Source organism: Streptomyces sp. OfavH-34-F, assembly GCF_022347745.1.
Taxonomy (GTDB): Bacteria; Actinomycetota; Actinomycetes; order Streptomycetales; family Streptomycetaceae; genus Streptomyces.
Genome location: NZ_JAKRGC010000018.1, coordinates 26332 through 47167 on the forward strand (window position 1 = coordinate 26332; position 20836 = coordinate 47167).

Annotated in this window: 18 protein-coding genes; 12 read left to right on the forward strand and 6 right to left on the reverse strand. The window is 72.0% G+C overall.

What is annotated here, in order from left to right:
* Positions 1–29: 29 nt before the first annotated feature.
* The 4 genes from MHW47_RS05950 to MHW47_RS05965 all read right to left on the reverse strand — a co-directional run bounded on the left by MHW47_RS05950 (position 30) and on the right by MHW47_RS05965 (position 3732).
* Positions 30–533 (reverse strand): hypothetical protein, encoded by a 504-nt coding sequence (locus tag MHW47_RS05950; RefSeq protein ID WP_239221565.1) that lies wholly within the window; start codon positions 531–533, stop codon positions 30–32.
* A 110-nt stretch (positions 534–643) separates the two neighbouring features.
* The gene (locus MHW47_RS05955; RefSeq protein ID WP_239221566.1) at positions 644–1450 is read right to left on the reverse strand and encodes a GNAT family N-acetyltransferase; all 807 of its coding nucleotides are present in this window, start codon (positions 1448–1450) and stop codon (positions 644–646) included.
* Positions 1451–1707: 257 nt separating this feature from the next.
* Positions 1708–2178, reverse strand: a complete 471-nt coding sequence (locus tag MHW47_RS05960; RefSeq protein WP_239221567.1) for a hypothetical protein — start codon at positions 2176–2178, stop codon at positions 1708–1710.
* 243 nt (positions 2179–2421) lie between these two features.
* Positions 2422–3732, reverse strand: a complete 1311-nt coding sequence (locus MHW47_RS05965; protein WP_239221568.1) for a helix-turn-helix transcriptional regulator — start codon at positions 3730–3732, stop codon at positions 2422–2424.
* Between the two features lie 173 nt (positions 3733–3905).
* Here MHW47_RS05965 and MHW47_RS05970 point away from each other — a divergent pair, with 173 nt between their 5' ends.
* From MHW47_RS05970 to MHW47_RS06010, 9 genes are all read left to right on the forward strand, one after another.
* Entirely contained in the window at positions 3906–5030 is a 1125-nt protein-coding gene (locus MHW47_RS05970) for a hypothetical protein (RefSeq protein WP_239221569.1), read from the forward strand.
* Positions 5027–5926 (forward strand): hypothetical protein, encoded by a 900-nt coding sequence (locus MHW47_RS05975; protein WP_239221570.1) that lies wholly within the window; start codon positions 5027–5029, stop codon positions 5924–5926. Before MHW47_RS05970 ends, MHW47_RS05975 begins: the two co-directional genes overlap by 4 nt.
* The gene (locus MHW47_RS05980; RefSeq protein WP_239221571.1) at positions 5926–6819 is read left to right on the forward strand and encodes a hypothetical protein; all 894 of its coding nucleotides are present in this window, start codon (positions 5926–5928) and stop codon (positions 6817–6819) included. The genes MHW47_RS05975 and MHW47_RS05980 overlap by 1 nt, the downstream gene beginning before the upstream one ends.
* Positions 6816–7619 (forward strand): AP endonuclease, encoded by an 804-nt coding sequence (locus MHW47_RS05985; RefSeq protein ID WP_239221572.1) that lies wholly within the window; start codon positions 6816–6818, stop codon positions 7617–7619. Before MHW47_RS05980 ends, MHW47_RS05985 begins: the two co-directional genes overlap by 4 nt.
* Positions 7620–7656: 37 nt before the next feature.
* Positions 7657–8697: a phosphotransferase gene (locus MHW47_RS05990; protein ID WP_239221573.1), complete on the forward strand. Its 1041-nt coding sequence runs from the start codon at positions 7657–7659 to the stop codon at positions 8695–8697.
* 43 nt (positions 8698–8740) lie between these two features.
* Complete coding sequence (locus MHW47_RS05995; protein WP_239221574.1) at positions 8741–11452, forward strand: Gfo/Idh/MocA family oxidoreductase; 2712 nt, start codon at positions 8741–8743, stop codon at positions 11450–11452.
* A 54-nt stretch (positions 11453–11506) separates the two neighbouring features.
* A complete protein-coding gene (locus MHW47_RS06000) occupies positions 11507–12718 on the forward strand; it encodes a hypothetical protein (protein WP_239221575.1) in 1212 nt (403 codons plus the stop codon).
* Positions 12719–13021: 303 nt separating this feature from the next.
* Positions 13022–14317 (forward strand): M14 family zinc carboxypeptidase, encoded by a 1296-nt coding sequence (locus tag MHW47_RS06005; RefSeq protein WP_239221576.1) that lies wholly within the window; start codon positions 13022–13024, stop codon positions 14315–14317.
* 285 nt (positions 14318–14602) lie between these two features.
* On the forward strand, positions 14603–14902 hold the full coding sequence (locus MHW47_RS06010) for a hypothetical protein (RefSeq protein WP_239221577.1): 300 nt from the start codon (positions 14603–14605) through the stop codon (positions 14900–14902).
* A gap of 306 nt (positions 14903–15208) precedes the next feature.
* Here MHW47_RS06010 and MHW47_RS06015 read toward each other — a convergent pair whose 3' ends face one another.
* On the reverse strand, positions 15209–15715 hold the full coding sequence (locus tag MHW47_RS06015; protein ID WP_239221578.1) for a DUF6233 domain-containing protein: 507 nt from the start codon (positions 15713–15715) through the stop codon (positions 15209–15211).
* Positions 15716–16051: 336 nt separating this feature from the next.
* Between MHW47_RS06015 and MHW47_RS06020 the strand changes: the two genes are divergently transcribed.
* Positions 16052–17485, forward strand: coding sequence for a 3'-5' exonuclease (locus MHW47_RS06020; protein WP_239221582.1), 1434 nt, complete (start codon positions 16052–16054; stop codon positions 17483–17485).
* A gap of 277 nt (positions 17486–17762) precedes the next feature.
* Here the strand turns inward: MHW47_RS06020 and MHW47_RS06025 are convergent, their stop codons facing one another.
* Complete coding sequence (locus MHW47_RS06025) at positions 17763–18788, reverse strand: hypothetical protein (RefSeq protein WP_239221579.1); 1026 nt, start codon at positions 18786–18788, stop codon at positions 17763–17765.
* Between the two features lie 303 nt (positions 18789–19091).
* Between MHW47_RS06025 and MHW47_RS06030 the strand changes: the two genes are divergently transcribed.
* Positions 19092–19790, forward strand: coding sequence for a hypothetical protein (locus MHW47_RS06030; protein WP_239221580.1), 699 nt, complete (start codon positions 19092–19094; stop codon positions 19788–19790).
* Between the two features lie 199 nt (positions 19791–19989).
* The coding region (locus tag MHW47_RS06035; protein ID WP_239221581.1) for a serine/threonine-protein kinase at positions 19990–20836 on the forward strand (847 nt) is incomplete at its 3' end.

Consider the following 20836-nt stretch of genomic DNA (forward strand, 5'->3'; position numbering starts at 1 on the left):
CTCCCGTCTTCGCCCGGTCTCTGAAGACCCTATCCGGCGGTACGCGGCGCTGGATCTTTCGGCGGCCCGTCGGCGGACGGGTCCACGTACTGGATGCCGAAGCTGGCGGCCATGCGTATGGCGTGCGAGCGGGGCGCGGCCTTCGGGTGCTCGGCGATCCAGGCGCACACCGACGGGGGCAGGTCGTACGCATTGCCCGGCAGGGTGGAGTGGCACACCGTATGGCCCTCGCCGTAGGTGCCGTCGTTGCGGCGGCCCAGCAGTGCCTCGCGCCGCCGGTCGGTGAGCCCTGCGGCGTTCCCGGCCCGGCCGATGCACGTGCCGCAGCGGCTGCTCATAACCCGCACGGCTCCGGTGACGTCGTCGAAGACCGATGGCGCCTCATCGTCGCTCGTGCCGGCGGCCTGGTCGGCACCGTCCCTCGTACGGGAGGCCGCGGCGGCGTCCCCGCCGGAGCGGGGTCGGTGGTTCGCCGGGTCCGCGAGGTAGTCGGCCAGGCTGACGAAGTCGCCTTCGGGCTGAACGCGTCGCACGGCAGGGCCCTTTCGGGAACGGAGGGAGGCTGACGACGTCACCCTACGGGCGGTCCGGCCGCGCAGTCCGGGCGGAGGCCGCTGCCGCTGCGGCCGGCGTCCGCCCGGTGTCACGGGACCGGGGCCGGCGCGGCGGTGGCCAGCCATGCGATCCAGGCCCCGTCCGCGGACCTTCCGAGGTGTAGATCTGCGGCGTGGCCGATCTCCCGCGCGCAGATACGACCGTAGGCGCCGTGCCGTGCCGGGCACAGCTCTTGCATCTGCTCTGGGGTGAGGGCGGAGAGGTTTTCCGGCAGTGCGCGGCCAGCTGCGGTCGCCCGCTCTTCGGCTCCGCGCCGGCGTTCCACTTCGTCGGTGCGCGCCTGGAGCAGGCGGGCCCACCGCAGGGCGGTCTCCTCGCTGCCCGGGGTGTAGAGGCACTGCTGTTCGCCGTACTCGAGGAGGGTGTCGAGCACAGTCATGCCCACCGCCTCCAGCAGGCGCCGCGAGGCGGTGTTGCGCTCCTGGGTGACGACGATGAGCGGCCCGCCGTTCGGCACCTCGGCGGCCCACCAGTCAACGACCGCTCCGACAGCCTCGCGGCCCAGCCCTTGGCCCCAGGCTGAGGAGAGCAGCTGGTACGAGATCTCGGCCCTCCCCGCGAAGCGGCTGTCCGCGGTGATGCTGACCAGGCCGATCACTTCGCCGCCAGCAGCGGGGGCGACCGCCCACATGCCGGGGGTGGTCGGGTAGTCGCGCTGCCGGGCCTCGATGCCGGCCTCGCTCACCGGGCCGCCCAGGAAGGCCCGGACTTCGGGGTCGCTCAGCACGGCCCGGACAGCCGGAGCGTCCTGAGGGGTGACCGGGCGCAGCGTGACACGCTCGGCCTGAAGGACGACGGGCCAAAGGCGGGCCAGGACTGCTTCGCCGGATTTCATCGCCCCAGGTTGGCAGTGCTGGGCGGCCGCTCGGGACGAGATCGCGAAACCGCCGGGTTCCGGCCCGGAGAACCTGGGGCCGGCCCCCGGTAGTCGATCCCATAGCGGCCGTGCCAGCGGTGCGCTTCTTCATCGGCGGAGAGGCGCGCCATGCCATGTGCGGCAAGGAGCGTGGCCATGGCTGTCTGCCGGAGCCAATGAGTCCGATGAGCCCGGCGGCGAGTGACTTGGTCACGGTGGTCGATTTCTCCGTGCCTTTACGGTTTACGGTCAGGCCGGGAACGGCGCCATCGCGGCCAGCACCGGCCTCGCCGCTTCAGTTTCTGGACCGTCACCACATCAGGCTCCGGTGGGCCAGCGGTGTGCAGGCCGGCCTGCGTAACGATGTCCAAGACGGTGAGCAACTGGTCGTTGGCTTTCGCGATGTCGATAACCTCGGGGTCTGCCAAGCACCACACCTCGCGCTCGGAAGGGTGCTGCTTGATCGCTTCGGACGCGAACAGAGCGAAGATCGCTCCGTTGACCATCCCGTCCGTGAGGTGGGTCCGCTCCCGTAGCCATCGGCGGGACGGAGCGACGATTTCTCGTGGACCGAGGTCCTCGCGCAGCGGCATTTCCGCGGTCCACACCCTCACGGCGTCCAGGACGGTCCGGGTGTTGGCGTAGGCCGCCATGAAGGCTTCGAACTGGCCTTCTTTCTCCGGAGGCACCCCCGCATACATCGACATGAGGCCCAGGGTATCGAGCGGACTTCGCTCGACCTGGGGGAACGGGCTGCTTCACCTGCGCAGGGCGGTGGTGACGGCAGCCAGGGATGCCGGTCCGGAAGCGATGGTCTCCGTTGCCGTGGCGGTGTCCACGTGGTCGGCGAGGAGGTAGACAGCGACACCCTCACTGCCTTGTGAGCGGGCGCCCTTCACGTGCCAGGCGCAGGCAACAGTCGACCGCCCAGATCGGCCACTGTGCTGGGCTCAGTACGCCAGGGCAACGTCATGCAGCAGGCGTTCGACACTGTGGTCGGAACTCAGCGGGTCAAAGGTGGCGGACAGGGTGCGGATCTGCTGAACGCAGCGGGATGCGCCGATCTGCTGGGCGAGGCTCAGAGAGTCGCGGGCAAGCTCGGCGGCCTGGGTGACGTCTCCCTGGGCAAGCAGGCTTTCCGCCTCGTACGCGAGGAACACCGCCTTGGTTTTGTCCCGTGCCGAGGGCAGAAGGGCGAGTCCTTGACTGATCTGCTCGTGGGCGCGCTGGGGCTGCCTCAAGTCGATCAGGCACCTGCCGGTGTCCACCGCCAGGTCGGCGTGACTCATCCAGGCGCACCAGCGCGGCGCCGCATCGGTTGCCGAGTTCAGGAACTTTTCGGCCTGGGCGAGGTCTCGGTAGCAGGCCCTGGACTCCTGAAGCATGGCGTGGGCTCGTGCTTTGCGCAGGAACAGCAGGGACCGGGCGGTCGGGTTGGTGGTGCGGGAGAGAGCGTGCTCGAGGCCCTCGGCGGCGGCTCGGGGCTGGCCGAGCCAGATGTTCTGGTAGGCGATGTCCGAAAGTGCGCCGGCTCCCATATCGGTGGCGCCGGCCTGGTGGGCGGCGTGGACGGCGGCGTGCCAGTGCCGGTTGGCCGCGGCGTGGTGTTCGTGGTCGAAGCGGTGCCAGCCGATGGTCTGGCTGAGGCCGGCGGCGAGTGTGTGCAGCCGGGTCTCCAGGTTGCTGCTGTAGCTGCCGTGTTCGAGGAGATCGATGACGGTCGTCAGGTGCCCGTCCAGCAGGGCGCCGGTGTGCTGGCGGTGTGCGGTCGGCAGGCTGTTGAGATCGCGGGCGGTCTTCTCCAGCCAGTCGACGAACGCGGGATCCACCGGTCGCCCGTTGGTGGCGCCGGCGGCGAGGGCTGGGTCGATCGTGGCCCACTGGAGTGCGAGTGCGCTGAGGGCGGCCGGTGTGTAGGTGAGGAAGGTGCGACGGTCGACGGCCATCTGCGCGGCCTTTCTCAGGACGGTGGTGGTGAGCCCGGAGCCGAGGGGAGCGGGCGTTTCCTGGCCAGGCAGCCAGTGTGGCCAGCCCAGGGCGATCACGCGGTCATGGGGGACGCCGAAGACGTCTGCCAGAAGGTCTTGGGAGAACTCGTCCGGTGTGACGCTCGTCTCCCACAGGGAAACGCGTTGGCGGCTGGTGCCTGCCCGGCGGTCGCGGCGGCGCGCTGCTTCCTTCACGCGCCGGGCGAGCTCGGTCTGGGACCAGCCGTGTAGCCACCGCGCGTACGCCAGAGGGTGCCGGATGAGTTCGTCCACCGCCTCATCGAAGCATCTATGCCTGGTCCGCCGTGCCGTTTTGCCCTTGGCGGGATGACAGGGGGGTGACATGCGAACGCTGGTGCGAACAGGGCTCGTTGGCCTGTAATCGGCTCGGTGGCACGGCCGCGCGGATGGTCCGCGACGGTGTTCCGGCGGGGAGGTCAGGGCTGATGGTTGCTGACGTTGTGCGCGGCGATCGCGCGGCAGGGGCCACTGGGCGGGATGGCCACGGTGCTCTTCAGCTGGACGGCATCTCCTTACGCGTCCTGACGCCGAACGCCGAGGTAATCGAGTCCGTCATGGGCATGCTCGTCCCAGCCTGTTCCGTTGCCGAGCCGACCGCGGTGGTGCAGTGGGCACTGAGGGTGGAAGAGCACCGCGCGGAAGTCCGTGATGAGGGTGATCTGTTCGAGGGCCGACTGCTGCTCGAACTTCCCTACGGAGGTCGCCGCCTGGCCGTGGTGGGCATGGACGGCGGTGTGATGCGTCTGGTGGCGGTCTACCGCCGGGGCGCGCTGCCGGTGGTGATGGAGGTCGACGCGCGGCAGCGGGTGACGCGGTTGCTGGTGTCGCCGGGCGACGAGGTCGGGCTGCGGTGGGCGGACTACCTGGCGAGGGTGTTCTTCGCGTCCCGTCTGCTGGGATCGGGGTGGCGGATGCTGCATGCCTCGGCGGTCGCGGTCGACGGCAGGGCGCTGGTGTTCCTGGCGGGCCGGCACGGCGGCAAGTCGACGCTCGCTCACCGGGCGGTGCGGAACCTGGGAGCGCATTTCCTCGCGGACGACCTGGTGCTGATCGGCCCGGACGGGACGGTGGTCGGGTGGCCGACCCGCGTTGCGGTCCCCGCGCAACTCGCCGGTGATGCCGAGGGTCGGTGCGAGCGCCGGGTCGTGGCCGGTCTGGTGCGTGAACGGGTGCTGTTCACCCCGGCGCAGCACCGTGCGGCGCTCGGCGTCGAGTACTCGCCGCCCGTTCCCCTGGGTGCCGTGGTGATCGTGGACGGCAGTGGAGCGGTCGAGGCGGGTGTCCGGGCGCAGACCGCGGACGCACAGACGCTGGATCGGGCAGTGGCCGGGGCGGCGGACGTGCCGCAGCAGCTGCTGTACGTGAGTGATCCGCTGGGGCTGATGGGCGGGCCGCGGCTGGCGGACCAGGCCGCCGGGACAGCGCCGCCCGCGGCTCTGTTGGCGGGGGCGCCCGCTGCGGTCCTGCGCGTGGCCGTGGAGCAGTTGCCGCAGGCGCCCGTCTGGCAGGCCCTGGAGGGTGTCGTCTCTGGGCTGGGGCGACGCCGGTGAACACGATCGGCCGTGGCGTCTACGAGGTCGTGAGCGCGGGTCGGAGCCTGGTGGTGGGCGCCGATGTGACGCTGGAGCGGCGGTGGGAGCGGATCGCGCCGCATCTGCCCGGCGTGCTGCCGGACGGTCTGCGGGCCGGCGCCGGTCCGCAGACGGTTCGACTGCCGGCCGGAGTAGCGGATGGGGACGCGCGCCGGGTACTGAACGCCCATCTGCATCTGCTGCACCTCTCCCGCGGCACGCTGTGCGTACATGCCGTCGCAGTCCAGCATGCGGGCGACGGCCGGGTCGCGGTGCTGCTCGGCGGGCACGGCGCGGGTAAGACGCTTGCCGCGCTGGCCCTGGTGCGCCGGGGCTGGCGGGTGCTGGCCGCTGACGTGGCGCTGGTGGAGTGTTCCTCGCCCGGCGGGCAGCCCCGGGTGCTGGGCGGCACGGCCGCGTTCCTCGCCCGGCGCGGACCGACGCGCCGCTGGTTCCCCGACCTCGAACTGGCGGCAGGCGGCCCCGGCCGGGAGGACTTGAGCCTGCTGCCGGGTCTGCTGGAGCCGCTGCCGCTCGGCCTGGACGCTGGAGGGGTCTCGGTTGCGGCAGTGGTGGACGTGGACGGGGATCCGGCTGCCGGTGCGGGGGTGGTCGAGGTGCTCGACGCGCACACGGCGGCGACCGTGTGGTGGCGGTCGAGCGGTCACCTGCTGGAGCGGCTGCTCGACGACCGTGCCGTCGTGCTGCGTCAGTGGGAAGACGCCGCGGCCGCTTCGCACCGCCTGGAGCGGGTGCGGGAACTGGCCGGTGTGATCCGGCTGCACGCGGTGTGGGGCGCCCCGGAGAGGATCGCCGACCGGATCGAGGGCCTGGCCCGCACCGGCGCACCAGCACAGACCACGGAGGTCAACTGATGTTGAGGGAGAAGTCCGCGCCGCGCCGGTACGCCGGAGCCCGGGTGCGGATCGGCAACGGACGAGCACGCCTCCTGCCCGCAGCTGCGCCCGGGGCGGGCCTGGTAGCGGGTCAGTTCAGCGTGATCAGCCCCGGAACCGAGCGCCGGCACCTTGCCGGTGCGGACCGCGAGGCCGGCTACATGACCCTCGGCCGGACCGACGACACCGCGGGCTGGGTCGTGGCCCCGGTGCCGCACGGCGCAGCCTTCGACCCGGCCTGCCCCGGGGCGGTGACGGCCCCACCGGGGATGGAGCCGCGCCTGGTGGCGCTGGCACGGTTCCAGCAGATGGCGAGCCTGGGCCTTGACCGGGCGCCCGCCGAGGACCTGGATGACGCGGTGGTCGTCGGGTCCGGCCCGGTCGCGGTGGGCTGCGTGCTGGAGCTGTGCCGCCGCGGCGCCACCCGGATCACGGTGGTGACCTCACGCAGGCGCGCCCCGATCGGCCGCGCCCCCGGGGTACGGTGCACGCCGCCAGACGGCGCTGGGCGCGGGCATCTGGTCATCGACGCGGCCGGCACTCCGGCGCGCGCGGCGGGACTGACCGCGCCCGGAGGCGTCCTTGGACTGCTCGGCACCCCCGGGCCCGGCGACGTTCTCCCAGCGCTTCAGGTGCACCGGGGCGGCCGGACGGTGGTGGGCATGCACGAGCTGGCCCCGGCGGCAGACGACGCGTACCAGGACGCCTTCACGACGGTGGCGCTCTGGCTCGCCGGGAACCTCGATCCCGACCTCGCGCACGTGTGGTGCCGTACGGTGCCCGGGGCGCTCGCGCCGGAGGTCTTCGCGCTGCTCGATGCGCCCGGCCGGCCGGCCGAGCCGGTCCTGCTGCTCGACTGGAGGACGCCGTGACCGCGCGCGGCGGGGTGGGGCTGTACAGCATCGGCGTGCGAGGCATGGACGTGCCTCAGCTGCTGGAGTGGGCTGCCGGGCAGGGAGTTCCCTTCGTGCATCTGCGGGGCGGTCCGCGCGGCTTCGACCTGGCCCGGCAGAGCTCTGACGTGCTCGCACACTGGCGGGGGGCGGCGCAGCGGTGGGTGCCGGTCACCGGGGTGACGGCCGACCTGGACCTGACCGACCTGTTCGCCCTCGCCGTACCCGAGCGGGCGGGGGCCCGCGCCGAGCTGGAGCGCCTGGCGGCCGCGGCCGGCGCGCTCGGCGCGGGATGGGTAAGGCTCCTGGGCCGCACTGTGCCGAAGGGCCCGCTGCTGAAGGCGATGCTCGGCTCCCGGCTGCCCCGCGCCCGGCTTCCGCTGCTGGTCGAGCTCCACCACCCCGGCTGGCTCGCCCCCGAAGCGCTGGACGCCCTGGAGGAGATGCTGGGGCGGTGGCCGCAGCTGCGGCTGCTCGCCGACACCACCCAGCTCGCCGCCGCCCGGCCGTCGGCGAACGGCGATGCGGACGACGCGCTGGAACGGGTCCTCCACTTCACCCGGGTGCTGCACCTGTCGGACGACGGCACCGGCCTGGACGCCGCGGGCCGCAACCTGGTCGCCGCGCGGGCCCGCGGGCGGATCGCCGACGGCCAGCACATGGAGGTCGCCGTGGAGTGGACCGGCCAACCCCGCACGCCCCAGGCGTGCTTGAGCCGCTTCCGGGAGGCCTGCCGCGAGTGGCCGCAGCGCGTCGGGCCACCCCCGTGCAGGCCATAGAGTGTCCACCCGATCACAACAAGTCACAGGAGGGGTCGTGTTGGACCCGCAAGCGCAGCCCGAACTCACCGCGGTCCTGGCCAGCGCCTACGGCCTGCCCGGCATCGAGCTGGAGCGGCTGCCGGTCGGCCAGGTCACCGTCAACTACCGCGCCCGCACCGGCGACCAGGTGCTCTTCGTCAAGCACTACCAGGGCAGCGACACCGACCTGGCCGCCGAGCAGGCCGCAGTCGACCAGACGCAGCTGGCCGGCCTGCACCAGGTGCCGGTCGCCACCGTGCGGCCCTCTGCCGACGGCGACACCGTCGTACGGCGAGACGGGATCGCCGTCTCGGTGTGGGAGTGGGTTCCTGGCGTGGTCGTCGAGGACGGTCTGAACCCCGCCCAGCAGCACGCCGCCGGACATGCCCTGGGCCGCATCCACACCGCGTTCGCCGACCACCCGGCCGGATCCGGCCCGTCGGCCCGTCTGAAGAAGTGGATGAACCCGGACCTCGACAAGCTCGACGCCACCACCGGCAAGCTGCTGGACATCGCGGGCGAGCGGGCCCAGCGTGACGCGTTCGACGAGCAGGCGCTGCGGACCCTGGCCGAGCGGCGCGCGGTGCTGCCCCGGATCCCCGAGCTCCTGGCCGACCTTCCGCCGCTGACCACCCAGGTCCTGCACGGTGACTACTCCGCCGTCAACCTGCTCTTCCAGGGCGACGACCTCACCGCCGTCCTGGACTTCCTGCCCCCCGACCCGTTCCTTGCCTCTTACGAGCTGGGCCGGATCGCATTCGACCCGCGCACGGTCGTCCTGGACCAGGACTGGATCACCGCCGGGGTGAACCTGGTCCGCGCCTACCTTCAGACCAACCCGAACCTGCCGGCCGACGACGTGACCGCCTGCGCCCGGGTGGCGCTGCTCCAGCTGCTGACCAGCCTCTACGGCGTCAAGCAGCACTACCTCAAGCCCGGCCTGATCCAGGAGGACCTGGACCAGTTCTGGCTCCTGCGGCACGCCGCGGCCAAACGCCTGCTGGATCACCTCGGCGACGTCGAGAGCGCCCTGACACAGGCGGCGCACCACCGTTGACCGTGTCCGCCCCGCCGGGCGGACGACGAAGAGAGGAAATGGGATGACCACGACGGCCATATCCGGGGACCAGTGGACGGTCCTGCGCGGACCGATCAGCGGCGAGGCGGTCACCGCCACCGCGAGGGTGCTGGCCGCGCGCCACCAGCTGGACTGCGAACACCAGGATGCCGGCACGCTCCGGCTCACCGCCCCGGAGACCTCGCGCACCCTGGTCACCGTGCGCTTCAGGCGTGTGCCGCCGCAGGCGCCACGCACCCTGGGCTTCCAGGTTCCGCCGCCGGCCGCCGTGGACATCCTGATCGACCCGCACCCCGGCGGGAGCCAGCTCGCCGCCGAGCTCCACGACGCGATCGCCGCCCGCGTGCTGCCCTACACCCGCAGCGAACTGGACGGCATCCGGGCCGCCATGCCGCTGCTGGAGCACTACAGCCGCCCGAACCCGGCGTTCGAGGACTGGGCGCTGCTCTTCCGTGATCACTACCTGGAGCACAGCACCGGCTTCGTCCTCGCGATGGAGCGCGCCGGTATCCCCGCCGAGTGGATCTTCACCCTGGACAAGGGCGACCGGACCTGGAACCGGGACCGGGTCCACGCCACCTTCCTGGCACGCGGCTATCGCAGCGACGTCCTGGACAACACGGCCATCAACGACCCCGAAGCCCACCAGGACCAGCTCGCACGGGTCGGCGCCGACATCGACACCTTCCTCGACGCCGCGCACGCGGCCGGCCGGCGGGTCCTGGTCGTCGACGACGGCGGACTGCTGGCCTGCGGCTACGGCGCCCTCGGCGCGCCCCGCACCGTGGACGCCGCGCTGGAGCTGACCGTCAGCGGCATCAAGCGCATCGCCGCCGGCCAGCTCGCGATCCCCGTGCTGAACCTGGCCCGCTCCCAGGTCAAGTCCCGCCTGGGCTACCGCGAGATCGCCGACTCCTGCCTGCGCAGGCTGCGCGCACTGCTGCCCGACCGCAAGATCATCGGCCGTCAGATCCTGCTCCTGGGCCACGGCACCCTCGGCTCCCGCCTCGCCGCCCAGTTACGCGACCTGGGCTGCCGTGTCGACGTCGTCGACACCGACCTGATCGCCCTCATCGACGCCGCCGAGAACGGCTTCACCACCTACCGCACCGCCGGCCAGGCCCTGGCCGCCTCCCACCCCTTCCTCGTCATCGGCACCACCGGCGAACTCGCCCTGACCGACACCGACCTGGCCGCCCTGCCCGACGGCGTGCTCCTCGCCCCGTTCGCCACCCGTGACTTCTCCGCCCTGACCGAAGGCCCCCACCGCCAGGCCGCCACCGAAATCCCCGGCGTGGGCCTGCGCTTCACCCTCCCCGGCGGCCGGACGGCCACCGTGCTCGGCAACGGCCGCTCCATGAACCTCTTCGAAGCCGACTCCATCCCCAGCCAGGGATACGACGCCTACCGCGCCGGCACCCTCATCGCCGCCACCGCCCTGTGCGCCGACCCCGGCCGCGTACCGGCCGGGCTCCACACCGCCCCGGCCGACGCCGCCATCACCGGCGCCGGACTGTGGGACGCCTACTACGACCTGTACGCGGCCCCGGGCGCCACCGGGCAGCCGGCCGCGAAGCCCGCCGGCCCGACGGGCGGGGGCGCTCAGGCTGTCCTTCGGCGGGCAGCGATCGTGGGATACGGCGTCGCCGGACGCCTGCACACCGACATCCTCACCACCCTCGGTGCCACCCCGGCCGTCATCGACCCCAAGCACCAGGACCTGCCCGCCTCGCTGCGCAGTTTCCCCCACCAGGTCAGCGACCTGCCCAAGGCAGTGGCCGCGGACATCGACCTGTGGTCGATCTGCTGTCCCACCGCCGAGCACCTGCCCGTTCTGCGTGCGGTGCTCGCCCACAACCCGGCCGCCCGCGTCCTGATGGAAAAGCCGGCCTGCCGCGGGCACGAGATCGACGCCTTCACGCGCCTGCTGGCCGACCACCCCGCAGCCCGGATCGTCGTCAACGACCAGTACCGGTACTCCACCACACTGCCCGCGTTCACCGAGCTCATCCACGCGCTCGAACCCGGCGCCCCCCTCGACAAGGTCTCGGTCCTCTTCACCAAGGACCGGCGACCCGACAGTGCCTCCGGCCGTTTCATCGACCGCGACTACGGCGTTCTGGGCTACGAATGGCTCCACATGCTCGCCGTCACCCGTGGCATCCTGCCCGCACCGGCATGGGAGCACTACCTGGCCTCCGACCCGGCCACCACCGAGACCGAGGCGGTCTACGACCCGCGCCTGTTCGTCGCCGCCCTGACCGAGCGCACCGACCTGCCCCACCCCGGACCCCAGAGCGGGCTGCGGCTGGAACTGACCTCTTCGATCCTCGGCCCAGGCCAGGCCGAGGACATCGCCCCCGCCCCCCGCCCGCCCTGGCGCCAGGGTTTGCGTGCGGCCGACGACCGCTACCGCCACGTCACCGTCCACGCCGGCCGTACCCGCTTCACCCTCCACCTCGAACCCGTCACCGCCCCGGGCGGCTGGCAGCTCGAACGCAACCACCACCGGATCACCGCGGTGCGCGACGGAACCGTCCTGCACGACGAGGTCCTCGCCGACTCACCGCTCCAGACCTCGGTACGCGACGCAGTCACGCTCCTGTTCGCCGACACGCCGCCACCCGCACCCGACCTCGTACCGCTGCGCCGCATCGCGCGGCTTGCCGAGATCCTGCGCGAGAGGGCACCGCACGATCTCACGGTCTCGAACGCGTCCAGGCCCAGCGCATAGCCGCCCCTGCCCGCCCCCGGCCGCCTGCCGGGCCGACCGGAAGGCCCCGCCGTGATGCACACCCTCTCCCTGACCGCCGGCCAGCAGACCGTCGTCATCCGCTCCAACACACCCGGCGTCACCGACTGGGCGACCACCTACTTCGGCCGCTACTGGAACGCCTCGCCGACCCGTGACACCATCGCCGGCCGCGGCCCGGTGGTCACCGTCATCGACGGTGACCACCGGGCCCCCGCCACCGTGGCCCATAGCCGCCACACTGTCTTCGCCCGAGAACCCATCGGCTACACGCGCCACCCCGACAACACCGTCACCGCGCACACCCTGACCGACCCCGTCATCGCCTTCCGGTTCACCCCCGACGCACAGCACCTGCAGATCAGCAGCCGACAAGCCCTCCAGCCGACCGCTCACCCGGGCCGGCCGACACGGCTGGCGACCGCGACAACGCGCTTCGCCCGCGAGATGATGCGAGCCCGACTCATCAAGGCAGGGTGGGTCCTGCTTCACGCCTCCGCCGCGGTACTTCCCGGCGGACGCACCCTGCTCACCCTCGGCGACTCCGGCGCAGGCAAGACGACGACCGCGCTCACCCTGGCCTCCACCGGCGCCGGACTACTCGCCAACGACTGCTGCTTCGCCCGTCCCAACACCTCCGGCAGCCTCGACCTCCTGCCATGGCCCGCCGCAGCCGCAGTAGGCCTCGGACTACTCCACGCGCTCCACCTCACCGACTCCGCCTGCGCCCACTTACAGGCCGGCGAGCCACCTCACCCCACCCAGGACCAGCGCGTCACCGACGCTCTCATCACCGGCCGCACCGGCACCTTGACGTCCGCCTCCGGCCGGGAGCTGAAGGCACACATCTGGCCCGAGCAGCTCACCCGCTGGTTCGGGCTGCCCCTCGCCACCACCGGCACCGCAGCCGGCGTTCTCCTCCCCCGCATCGCGTCCTCCCCCAGTGCCCCGACCCGCGTGAACGACGAGCACAGCGCAGAAGTCACCAGCAGCGTCTTCGTGACCTCGGGCGAGGAGCGATACCCCGACCTCTTCGGCTTCACCGACGGCGACAATGCGGGAACGCCCCAGGCCCGTCTCGAGGTCCTTCAGCGCCTGAACGGCATGCCACGATGGGCCGTCGACCTGAGTTATGACCAGACAGCCAATACACGACTGCTCCTCTCACTCACAGCGTCGCTACAGGCTGCCGGCATATCCCGATCGGGGGCGTCCTTCTTCCCGGCGAACTGGGCGGGGCTGGGGTAGGAGAGGCTGGAGACCCCGCCCCAGGACCGGTATCCCGATCCGTATTCCCATCGGCAGCAGCAGCGACTGCCCACGGGCTTGCGCTGCCCGAGCACGGTGACCACCGGGTCGGGTCATGCACGCCCAGGGGTATCACCGGCACGACCGACTCGCCCGATCCCCCGCAAACTCCAGCAGCTTCGTGCTCTCCAAACAGAATCGTGCGCAAGTTTCTGCAATCCCCTCGCGCCTTCGGCCGTAGCCCGTCGAGACTGCACAGATCAACCTGCGTCCACCACCGACTCCCCCGGAGGCCCCTTCAGCATGAGTTCGTTCCCGGACACCACGTCGGACAGCGCCACGAGCGCGCAGACCGTGCCCACTACGCCATCGCGCCCGCCGACATGGCTCGAACTTCACGAGCGCGTACGGTCGTTCGCCACCAGCTACCCGGATCTGTGCCAGGTGTCCTCGGTGGGCACGTCGCGCGGAGGCGAGGACCTGCCGCTCCTCGTCATCGGCGACGGCCCGCTCAAGATGGTCGTTGCCGCGGGCAGCCATCCCAACGAGCCGATCGGCGGGCAGACAATCATCACGCTCGCCAAGTACCTGTTCGCTCACCCCGCCGAGCGCAAGCGGGCCACCTGGTACCTGGTGCCGTCGAGCGACCCGGACGGTCTGCGGTTGAACGAGAAGTGGCTCACCGGGACCTGGCCCCCGACGATGGAGGCGTATCACCGCGGCTTCTACCGACCTGAGGCCCCGGCCCAGCCGGACTGGACGTTCCCTTTCGACGACGGAACCGCCGCCCAGCTCCCCGAGACCCGGGCCCTCATGAAGGTCATCGACACCGCCGAAGCGGACGCCGTCCTGAGCCTGCACTCGTCGGACTCGGGCGGCAGCTTCTACATGGTCACCCGCGGTGAGGCCGAGCTCGTCAGCATTCTCGCGCAGGCCGCAGCCCGCAACGGGCTGCCGCTCGAAGCCATCCCGAGCGACTGCATCGGCCTGGAGAGCCCCGGAGACGGCGTGTTCGTCCTGTCCACGCCCGCGCCTCCCCTCGCCGGTGACCTCGGCAGTGACGCGGAGTGGCGGCCGGCCGGGGTGAGCAGTGTGGCCTACGCCGCCCGCCGTAACGGGGCGCTGGGTGTCGTCCCCGAGGTTCCGATGTGGCGTACGACGCCCATCACCCTCTCCGCGGAGGACGGTGCCCGGCTTCAAGAAGCCGCCGGGGAGCTCTGCACCGGCGTGCTCGACCGCATCGCAGCAGCTTCCACGTGCGCTACTCCGTACCTTCCGGCAGTGCAGGACGTGGTGAAGATCCTGCGGTTCATGGCCCGCGTCTCCCGCGAACAACCCGACCAAAGCGCCGACCAGGACCTGAACCTTCTGGTCCCGCTCCGCGCCTCCGGGATGCTGTTGAGCCACCTCGACGCCCAGCTCGCCGCCGACCCGCAGCACCCGGTGCTGCTCCGAGAGCGCGACCTCGTAGAGAAGCAGTTCAGCGCCTGGCTCCGCGCGGCGGAGCACGCTCTGCAGCCCGAGCCGATCTCCCTGTCACAGGTCGTCGGATATCAGCTCGACACGATCCTGGGGGTGGCCCGGATGCTCACGAGGTGAGCGCGGCCCGGCCCCGATCCAGCAGGCCCGTGGCAGGTTGCCGGGCGAGGACAGCGTGCTCGTGGCACTCTCACTTCAGCACCTGAGCGCGCCCTCGTTCGGGCGGCCGCGAGATCAGTGTCCTGTGCAGGTGAACCTTGCGGATTCCAGCTCCACTTTGCATACGAGGTTGCGGGACGCCGAGTGGATTTTGTGACGAGCTGGTGCCGGAGGCCGTTAGACCATGCGGGCGACGGTTCGGCTGGGTCTTCTGCTTGGGTCAAGCCGAGAGCGCAAACTGAGGCCGTGGACAACTTCCGTGGCGAAGCCACAGTCCTGGCGGACGGTGCCGAGTACCCGTGCCGCGCCACGCTGTGGCGTCGAACGGAGCATGTCCGATCTCGATCCTTCGGCGGTCTCAGCTCTTCTCAAGGCCTCACGATCTGGGGCGGCACTATCAAGGTGGAGGGTGACGTCTTCGCGGTCCAACAGGCAGAAGACCCGCAGTTGAGTATCGTCCGCGTGAGCTCCTTCAGCATCGCGGACGGGGATCTGAGCGAGGGAGTACTGAGGATCAACGGCAGTGGCGACGCGCCCTTCGACTGACTCCCAGCCTCTCCCACGCCCGATGCTTGTCGGAAGTCGCTGCCCGATCGGCACAGCCGTCGGACATGCAGGCTTGACTTGATCAAGACGACGTCGACCGCGCAGGCGCACGCTGCACCCCGCAGGTCGCCAGCCCCAGCGCATGCAGGGTTCGACTGCGCCGGACAATCAGGCCCTGAGCGGCCCCTTCTCAGCAGGTGGTGAGACCGGCCAACGTCTCGTGAGAATCCCCAGCGAAGCGAAGCGACACTCAGCAAGAGGTTGCCGGACCTGTGGCGCGGGACGCTCGCGGCCGCCCGAGAACGGCTAGCTGAGTGACTGGTCAGTGCCGCACAGGATGCATCCCCGTGCCTGGGGTCGGCGCATGGCGTCGCGGGCGGCGGCCTCGGTGTCGAGCACCTGTCCGCCCTCGGCCGCCCAGCAGTCGGCCCGGTGGACGCTGGTGCGGCGGATGTCCGAGCCGTAAGCGTGCCGGTCCTCGACGACGCGCCATTCGGTGGCGGGTTCGATGCGCACGGGGCGGGGGGACGGGGCCGGGACGTCCAGCGGCGTGAGGTAGGTGGTGGGTACGGCGCTGTAGTCGGTGCCGGGCAGGGGGGCGAGCTTGTCCGCCGGCATCCACGCGCAGTACTCGCCGGGCTCGGGGCGGTCGGGGTCCAGGGACCGCCAGAGCACGATGCCGATCCAGTAGACCCAGCCCGTCGCGGTCTGGCGGCGCTCGTAGAGAGTGCCGCGGTGTTCCTGGCCGTCGGGCATGGTGACCCACACCTGCGGCATCCCCGCTGGTAGGCCCTCTGGCCGGATTGTGCTCATGCGTCCACGGTACGGTTGCGGGCGCGGGCGCCATGTGCGCGGTTGGGGCGGGACAGCGCCCTCGCCCAGCGCCGCCGTCGCCTTGATCGCGGCGTGGCTGATCCGGCCGCGCGGCACCGCCTCGACCGAGCTGGTCGTCCTGATCGCGCCCGGCGCCCTCGGGGTGTTCGTCGCGACGATGCCGCGTCGGCAACCGATCGCGGTTGAAGGCCGGGCCGAGCTCCGGCTGACCGCCCCGCTCCGCCCGGTGTTGTCAGTGGAGCTTGGCATGCTGATCAGGACCGGAAAGGGGGAAGTGCCGTGCACGGTGAGACGAGGACGCTACGGGTGCCGCGGATGGGCCTGCCCGCCCGCCATGCCGCCGCATGCCTCACCGCCGCCCTCGGCAGCGGCACGCCTGTGCTGCCGGACGACGTTGCCCGACTGGCGGACGAGGGACTTCTCGGCCACGCCGGGGAGGTCTGCGACCACCCGCTCTACGACGCGGCGGTCTGCCGGGAACCGGGCCCGGAGCTGGTGGGCCGGCTGTGGGCGGTGGTGCACGAGCGAACGGTGTGGACGGCGAACTCCTGGACCGCCCAGGAAGCCGCGAAGCGGTGCGAGCTAACCGTGTCGGAGTTCACGGCCGCCGCCGGGGACGCCGGGCTGCGCCCGGGGCGGCTGGGGCGGTGGGAGCGTACCGCGGTGGAGGCCTTCGCCGCCCGGACGGCACCGACGGTTCGGGCTTCCCGGACGCTGGGGCCCGAACAGAGCGCCCGTCGGCTCGGTGTCCGTCGCCGGGAGTTGGACTACCTGGTGGAAGCCGGGGTGCTCGTCCCGGCCGGGCGCAACGCCAAGGGCACCGTGCAGTTCACCCTCGCATCCCTGGACAGCGCCGCCGCACAACCGCTGGACTGGCACCGCGCCGCGACCGCACCGCCCCGTCACCCGTCACCGTGGGCGGAACTGGCGGGCCCGCTCCAGGCCCGGGCTGAACTCGTGCGGGCGCTGGTGGAGCAGCTGCGAGAAGTCGGCGTCTCGGCCTGGGCTCGCTACAGCCGCACCGCTGACTGTTGGACGGTGGACTGGGCGCCGCTGCCGCAGGGTGGCCCCGACCGCGAGGAGGTCGTGGCAGTACTCCCGGTGCGGCTCGCCCGTGCCGTCGATGCGCGCCGCCTGGTCCTGCTGGGCCCGGTCGGGGAGACCATGCACTGGGCCCAGGCGATGACGCAGCCAGGCGTCGCGTGCGTAATCGACTGCGAGTCGACCGGGCTGCGCGGCGACACGCGGGTGGTGGAAGTCGCCGCGGTTGACGCCTTCGACGGCCGCACCCTGTTCGAGTCCCTCGTGCAGCCCGGCATCGCGATCCCCGCGCCCGCGACCGCCATTCACAAGATCACGGACGCCATGGTGGCAGGCTCCCCCACCTGGGACCAGGTGGCGCCGGACCTGGTCGCCGCAGTCGGCTCCCGCATCCCGCTGGCCTACAACTCCGCCTTCGATGCCGGGCTGATCGCCCATCACACCCGGATGACGGCGGCCGACGCCGGGCACCTGGCCTCGCCCGCCTCGTGGCAGTGCCTGATGAAGCGGCGCTCCACCTGGCTGAGCACCACCGGTTGGCGTCGGCTCGGCGCCGATCACCGGGCGCTGGGAGACGCCGTCGCCGCGCTGGACGTCCTCCGCTCGCTCGCACAGCCGCCGCCCGGAGCCACGGAGAGCGCTGTCGACGCCGATCCCTCGACGGCGGACTGGGGGGCAGCAGCCCACGGCGGTGCGCCTCACCGGTGAGCAGCTCCACCTCGGTCCGGGCCGCCGTGTAGACGCGGGCGCGCGCAGGCGAGGCGCTGCTCTGCGGCGGCCAGAGCGGCGACGGCCTCCTCGTCGGTCGGCTCCCGGTCGGGCGGCGCCACAGTCCGATGCGCTGCGGGCTGCTCCGCAGACTCGCACCGGGTTGCACCGCCGTCCCGTTCGGCAGGAATGAGAAATCGCGTCCGGGCCGCTGGAGCATCGTCCGTCGGGCCTGCCGCGCGGCGGCATCACGGAGCCGGCCAGTGGAGCTCGCGGGTCAGGGGCTCGTCCGCAGGGCGAGAGGCCGGTCCCAGGTTCCGTGGGCGGCGAAAGCACGCAGTACGGGCTCGATCACTCCGGCCGCGTCGCGGGTGATGCCGTCGGGGGCGAGGGTCGCCCGGTGGCAGATCGGGCGACCCGCTTCGGTGCCGTAGTCGGCGTACCTCCCGTCGTCGTACCGGCCGGCGGCGACTTCGACGTCGATGAGGCCGAAGGCTTCGAGCTGGCGGTGGGTCTCGTAGGCGTCGCGGCTGAGCCCGAAGTGGCCGGCGCGTTCGGCGCCGGTGACGTACGGCTCGTCGTGGACGGGGTTCTGGTTGATGTCGAGCCACATCAGGTAGGAGACGATCTCGCTGGGGGTCAGCAGGTTGACCCAGCCGCGGGTGAAGAACTCGGTCGGCATGTTGACGCCGGGCAGCGCGGCGCGGGGCACCTTGTAGGGGATGGGTGCGGCCTTGGTACTGGCGCCGCTGTCGCACAGGAGCTGGAAGTCGCGGAAGGGCCGCGAGGTCCCGGCGTTGGGGAGCTCGAGCAGCTGGTGCCCGTGCAGCTTCTTGATGGCTTCGGTGATCTGCCGGGCCTTGTTGACGCGAGCGCTGGCGACCCGCGGACCACCGGGAGTGTGGCGGGCGTGCGCGCCGAGCAGCCCCATCCAGGAGAACGGCCGGATGCTGTCGGGCTCGATGGGGATGCGGTTGTGCCACTGGTGGCCGGGGGCGGCCTGACAGTGGGCGGCGAACAGCAGCAGGAGGTGGAACCGGCCGGCGACACCGCGCGGCGCGATCAGGCGGGCGGCGGGGGGCTGCTCGGCGCGGGGCAGGCCGTTGCGCTCCCGGTCGACGTGACGGATTTCGTCGTGGCGGAGGTACGTGCGGCGTATCCGGACTGCTGCCGGCGCGCGGCCGCAGGAGGCGAGCTCCTCGGCGGCGTCGGTGACGGCGGCCAGGGCGCCGCTGGTGCGCAGCGTGGTCAGCGCGTCCAGGCGGGCGCGGACCTTGGCGGTAGCAGCGGCCGAGCGGTTCACCAACGAATTCTCACCTTTTGATCGCCACGTTTTGATCCGTATGTTGTGCTCACCGTTGCCTATTCATCTCGCTAACTGTCGCACATGCGGATCAATCCGTGATCCCAGTGTAGCGGGAGGGCCGTCCCGGAGGGGTCTCATGGTGTGTACGGGCTTCGGCGGGGACCGTACGTGCCTTGGCGGCGGGCGGTGGCCTGCACCGGGCCCGGAAAAAGTCTTAGCCCCGGCGACATGACCACAAGGGTCAGCGGTCCACCGGGGCTTCTCAGCGAGAACTATACCCGAATCCGAAGGAGGAACAACGTGACGCACGCTTCCCCGGCCCCCGGCGCGGGCCCGTGGGTGGAGGCCTGGCTGAGCCCGGCCCGCTTCGGGGTGTACCTGAACGAGACCGGCGGTGACCGTGCCCGGGCGCTGGAGCTCTACCGGTGGAACAGCGAGTTGTCGTGCGCGGTGCTGCACGACCTCGGTGCTTTTGAGGTGGCGCTGCGCAACGCCTACGCCGCGGCGCTGGACGCGACCTGGTCCGGGGCCGGCCACTGGCTCGACGACCCGGCGAGCCCGCTGCGGGCCCCGCTGCTGCGCACCAAGCGCGGTGGCCCGCGCGGTCCGCGGCAGGTCGACATCAACGACAAGCCCCGCCGGGCCATCGACGCCGCGCGCAGCCGGTACGGCGTCCAGGCGCCGCCGGGGAAGATCATCGCGGATCTGTCGCTGGGCCTGTGGCGGTACCTGTCCTCGTCGGCTCACGAGAAGACGTTGTGGGTGCCGCACCTCCACCGGGCCTTCCCGGCGGGGACCAACCGCAGGACAGTCGACCGGAAGATCGGTGATCTGCACGGGCTGCGCAACCGGGCCGCGCACTGGGAGCCGCTGCTGGCGGCGCCGCTGACCCGCCGCATGGGGGACCTGGTGTGGGTGACCAGGCTGCTCAGTCCGGAGCTGGCCGGCTACGTCCAGCATCACAGCGAGGTCGCCGTACTGCTGGCGAAGCGCCCGTGACGCTGCTGGAGACCGCTGCCCGGCACGATCCGCCCGGCAGCGGTCCCCTTCGGCGTCGCCGCCCCGCGTGCCGGTTCCGTCCCGGGGTCAGCGGCGTGCCGGGGATGTTTTCGTAGGCTGCGCTCCAGCGCCGGCCCGCTCGAGGTGCCGGCGCGTCGAGCGGACCGCCCCCGCAGGGGCCGGCCGGAAGGAGGACGTCATGCACGGCACCACGCTCGCGGGCCGTTACCGGCTGGTCGGCCTCCTGGGCGCCGGCGGGATGGGCCAGGTCTGGCGGGCGGTCGACGAGCGGCTCGGCCGCCCGGTGGCTGTGAAGGTGCTGACCCGCCCCGAGGACGAGGACCTGGTGCGGCGGCTGGACAGTGAAGCGCGGGCCGCGGCCGCCCTGAGCGATCCGCACGTGGTGACCGTTCACGACGTCGGCGAGGCGCCGGTGGACGGCAGCCGGGTCGTCTACCTGGTGATGGAGCTGGTCGAGGGGCGCTCGCTGGACGAGGTCCTGGCCGGTGGCCTTCCGGAGGTCGGCGACGTGGTGGCGTGGGGCGAGCAGATCTGCCGCGGCCTGCACGCCGCCCACGGTGCCGGGGTGGTTCACCGCGACATCAAGCCCGCGAACATCCTGCTCACCGCAGAAGGGCGACTGAAGGTCTGCGACTTCGGGATCGCGCGGCGCGCTGATGCGCTGGGGCACCCGCTCACCGGAACCGGCGCGGTGATCGGCACCCCCTCGTACATGTCTCCGGAGCAGGCCCGCGGCGACGCGGTGATCGGCGCGGGCAGCGACCTGTACTCGCTGGGGTGCCTGCTGTACGAACTGCTGACCGGCGAGCCGCCGTTCCCGGGCGGCGGGTGGCCGGTGCTGGCGCAGCACCTGAATCAGGTCCCGGCCCCCGTCCGCTCCCGCCGGCCTGACGTACCCGCCGGGCTCGACCTGCTGGTGGCAGAGCTGCTGCGCAAGGACCCGCGGCACCGGCCCGCGGACGCGGCCGAGGTCGCCCGGCGCCTTCACGCCCTGCGGACGCCGGCCGCCGCACCCACCGTGCCGG

Coding starts and splice junctions, on each gene's coding strand:
- MHW47_RS05960 (WP_239221567.1), bottom strand. CDS start 2,178: ATGTCGATGTATGCGGGGGTGCCTCCGGAGAAAGAAGGCCAGTTCGAA.
- MHW47_RS06015 (WP_239221578.1), bottom strand. CDS start 15,715: ATGAGCACAATCCGGCCAGAGGGCCTACCAGCGGGGATGCCGCAGGTG.
- MHW47_RS05970 (WP_239221569.1), top strand. CDS start 3,906: ATGGTTGCTGACGTTGTGCGCGGCGATCGCGCGGCAGGGGCCACTGGG.
- MHW47_RS05980 (WP_239221571.1), top strand. CDS start 5,926: ATGTTGAGGGAGAAGTCCGCGCCGCGCCGGTACGCCGGAGCCCGGGTG.
- MHW47_RS06000 (WP_239221575.1), top strand. CDS start 11,507: ATGCACACCCTCTCCCTGACCGCCGGCCAGCAGACCGTCGTCATCCGC.
- MHW47_RS06020 (WP_239221582.1), top strand. CDS start 16,052: ATGGGCCTGCCCGCCCGCCATGCCGCCGCATGCCTCACCGCCGCCCTC.
- MHW47_RS05995 (WP_239221574.1), top strand. CDS start 8,741: ATGACCACGACGGCCATATCCGGGGACCAGTGGACGGTCCTGCGCGGA.
- MHW47_RS06005 (WP_239221576.1), top strand. CDS start 13,022: ATGAGTTCGTTCCCGGACACCACGTCGGACAGCGCCACGAGCGCGCAG.
- MHW47_RS05955 (WP_239221566.1), bottom strand. CDS start 1,450: ATGAAATCCGGCGAAGCAGTCCTGGCCCGCCTTTGGCCCGTCGTCCTT.